At 48.5% G+C, this 2,811-nt stretch carries 2 protein-coding genes; both read left to right on the top strand.

The genetic code is table 11. The annotated features are described in order from the left end of the window. The coding region (locus tag WC490_08215; protein MFA5098582.1) for a FecR domain-containing protein at positions 1 to 1,341 on the top strand (1,341 nt) is incomplete at its 5' end. A 60-nt stretch (positions 1,342 to 1,401) separates the two neighbouring features. Further along, positions 1,402 to 2,811: ribonuclease Y (rny, locus tag WC490_08210; GenBank protein ID MFA5098581.1), on the top strand; the 1,410-nt coding region annotated here is incomplete at its 3' end.

Genomic DNA, 2,811 nt, shown 5'->3' with positions numbered 1-2,811 from the left:
TCTTTCGAGGGCAAGGTGGAGTATCAGAAGAAGATGAGTTCCAGATGGCTGCCCTGCGCCATCGGTACTGTGCTTGGCCAGGACGACAATCTGAGGACCAAGCTTAATTCCAAAGCCGAGATCGGCATTGACGACAATACGACCATAATCGTTGAAGAAAATACCATAATTAATATTAATGAATTATACAAAAGCGACGAACAGGGCGATCAGTCTTCCCTGAAACTTTTGCTGGGCAAGGTCAGGGCAAAGGTGAAACGGGTTCTCAAAAAAACTGAAAAATTCGAGGTTAAGACGCCGACCTCTGTAGCGGGCGTTAGGGGTACGGACTTTTCCGTACTCTACAACATGATGGGGGAATCCCTTTTCTCCTGCCATGAGGGATCCGTTATGGTAAGGTCCCTGGTCCAGAAAAATCAGGAGACCCTGGTTGAAAAAAACATGGAAGTCGCCGTAGATTCCTCAGGCAATGTGGCGGAGCCCGTTAAAAACAGGGATGCGGGAGGGGCTGAATCCGGCAGCCGGAGCGACGAAGCCGGGGAGGGCGGCGGACAGGCCGTAACCGTGACCTCGCCCCGTTCAGGCGAACTGGTGACCAGGAACAGCATCGTTATCACGGGCAAGGCCGCTCCCGGCGGTAAGGTGAATGCTGTAGTCAACAACGGAGCCCGGAAAGATACTCTTGCCGCCCCGAACGGTGATTTCGTCTTTTCTTCAATAATGTTGACTAAACAGGGTGTTAATAGTATAATAATTTTTTCCGAGGGGCCGGGCGGTATAAAAGGCGAAGAAGCCGCCCTGGAAGTGGTACTTGACAATGAACCTCCAGAACTCGGGATAACATCTAAAATAGAGGAAGTTACGAGGAATTCGCCGTTCAACATATCAGGTGTTATTTCAGAGCCGTGTTCTGTCTTTGTAAACGGTGTCAAAGCAGCCGAGGGCAAGACCGAATTCAGCTGTAATGTTGATCTGGTTCCCTTTATGAATATAATTTCGATAAAATGTGTCGACAGAGCGGGCAATGGGTCGGAGAAATCGTTCAAGATAAGCTTTGATAATGTTGCCCCGACTATACAATTGACGAGTCCCAAGCAGGATGAAGTTATTTATGAGCCGCGGGTTTATGTCAGCGGCAAGACTGAAGCGGGCGCTGAAGTGACAATTAACAAGATTTTGCCTCTGGAAAACATAGATGGCATATTCGGAGGTTTTGTAAGCTTGAATATGAGTGGAAAAAATACATTGACTGTAATAGCCAGAGATAAAGCGGGCAATGTATCTGAACCCTTATATATAAGCGTTTTTGTTGATGTGCCCCCGCTTCCGCCGGGCAAATGACGGTTAGCCCCATTAATTAGCTTTTATCCAGCAGTTTAATATATTAATATTTTCTTGGAGGTGGTTGTTCTGACCATACAGGCAGTGATACAACAGTACACTATTATCGTAATTTTATCGCTGATTTGCGGCGTTGTGATCGGTTATTTCTCCCGCAAGGCCATAGAGAAGAAGATGATGCTTGCTGCGGAACAGGAATCAAAAAGGATTATTGAAGACGCGAAGCAGAAAGCCGAAACCATGAAAAAGGAAGCTCTTATTTCGGCCAGGGAGGATGTGGAGAAAGAAAGAAGGGAATTCGACAGGGAGTCCAAGTTCCGCAAGGTGGAGCTGCAGAAAATCGAGCGGAGGCTTCAGTCTAAGGAAGAGAACATTGACCGAAAGATGGAAGCCATTGAAAGAAGGGAACGGGAAATGGGCTTCAAGGAAAAAAAGATTGAAGCCGCGGAAAGGGAAGCTGAAAGAATAATTGATCTGCAGAAGAAAAAACTCGAGGAGGTATCCGGACTTTCAAGCGAGGAAGCCAAGAAGGTACTCTTTGAGGAGATCAAGGACCAGGCAAAGCTCGAAGCCGCCCAGACAATCAGGAGAATAGAGGAAGAAGCTAAGAAAATAGCCGATAAAAAGGCCAAGGACATCATAGTGAATTCCATCCAGAGATGCGCGGCGGAAACGGTCACTGAGTCGACGGTATCTACCGTTGCCCTGCCTAATGACGACATGAAGGGCAGGATCATCGGCCGGGAAGGCCGCAATATACGGACCCTCGAAGCCGCCACGGGTATAGACCTGATCATTGATGATACACCGGAAGCCGTAATCCTTTCAGGATACGATCCGGTAAGAAGGCAGATAGCTAAAATATCGCTGGAAAAACTAATCGCCGACGGAAGGATACATCCCGGCAGGATAGAGGAAGTTGTCGAGAAAGCAAAAGAGGAAGTGGAGCGCCTTATCGTGGAAGAGGGAGAGCGTACCATGTTTGACCTCGGCATAAGAGGGATCTCTCCTGAACTTGTCAAGGTTATGGGAAGGCTCAAGTACCGTACAAGCTACGGTCAGAATGTCCTTCAGCATTCCAAGGAAGTCGCCTATCTCGCTTCTGTAATGGCTGCCGAACTCGGTGCTGATGTAACCCTTGCGAAAAGGGCGAGTCTTTTGCATGACATAGGCAAGGCCATCGATCATGAGGTTGAAGGCTCCCATGCCGTCATAGGCGGAGAGATAGCGAAAAAGTACAACGAGCACCCGGATGTTGTGAATGCCATAGCGGCTCATCATAATGATGAACCGCCCAGGACCCTTGAAGCAGTGCTGGTTCAGGCCGCTGACGCTATATCCGCAGCCCGTCCCGGCGCAAGAAAAGAAAATGTTGATATCTACCTGAAAAGGCTGGAAAAGCTTGAGAAGATAGCCACCTCCTTTAACGGGGTATCCAAAACCTACGCCATCCAGGCAGGCAGGGAAATC

The organism is Candidatus Margulisiibacteriota bacterium, from assembly GCA_041650635.1.
In the GTDB taxonomy this organism is placed as follows: domain Bacteria; phylum Margulisbacteria; class WOR-1; order JAKLHX01; family JBAZKV01; genus JBAZKV01.
Note: the sequence above shows the minus strand (reverse complement) of the source record. Positions and strands in the feature narration are given on the sequence as shown.